Annotated in this window: 1 protein-coding gene; it reads right to left on the bottom strand. The window is 60.5% G+C overall.

Going from position 1 to position 567, the window contains the following annotated elements; translation table 11 throughout:
- Positions 1-90: 90 nt before the first annotated feature.
- The coding region (locus NKH97_RS33255) for an amino acid ABC transporter ATP-binding protein (protein WP_352761826.1) at positions 91-567 on the bottom strand (477 nt) is incomplete at its 5' end.

Below are 567 nucleotides of genomic sequence, written 5' to 3'. Positions count from 1 at the left end.
GATGTAACCATGAGATGTTCTTTCACTGTGTAGAGAGTGGATTGAGCGACCGAAGGCGTTCCACGCATATCGGCCAGATGGCGATGCGGATCACAGCACTTCGGCGAGGAAGTGCTTCAAGCGCGCGCTTTTGGGAGTGTCGAAGATCGCAGCGGGCGTGCCGGCCTCGATGACACGGCCCTCATCCATGAAGATGACCTGATCGGCGACCTTGCGGGCAAAACCCATTTCATGGGTCACCACGACCATTGTCATGCCACGTCGGCCGAGGTCAGCCATCAGGTTGAGAACGCCCTTCACCAGTTCCGGATCGAGAGCGCTCGTCACCTCGTCGAACAGGATCACCTCAGGGTCCATTGCCAGTGCACGGGCGATTGCCACCCGCTGCTGCTGGCCACCGGAAAGACTGCCGGGACGATGGTGTTTGCGTGCGGCAAGGCCAACATCGGCGAGGCGCGCCTCGGCGATGCGCTCGGCTTCCCGCACCGGAAGGCCCTTGACCTTGGTCAGCGACAGCATGACGTTTTCCAGGGCTGTGTGGTCGGGAAACAGGTTGAACTGCTGGAA

Source organism: Mesorhizobium sp. M0870, from assembly GCF_040319775.1.
Lineage (GTDB): Bacteria > Pseudomonadota > Alphaproteobacteria > Rhizobiales > Rhizobiaceae > Mesorhizobium.
This window is presented reverse-complemented; position numbering and strand designations above follow the sequence as displayed.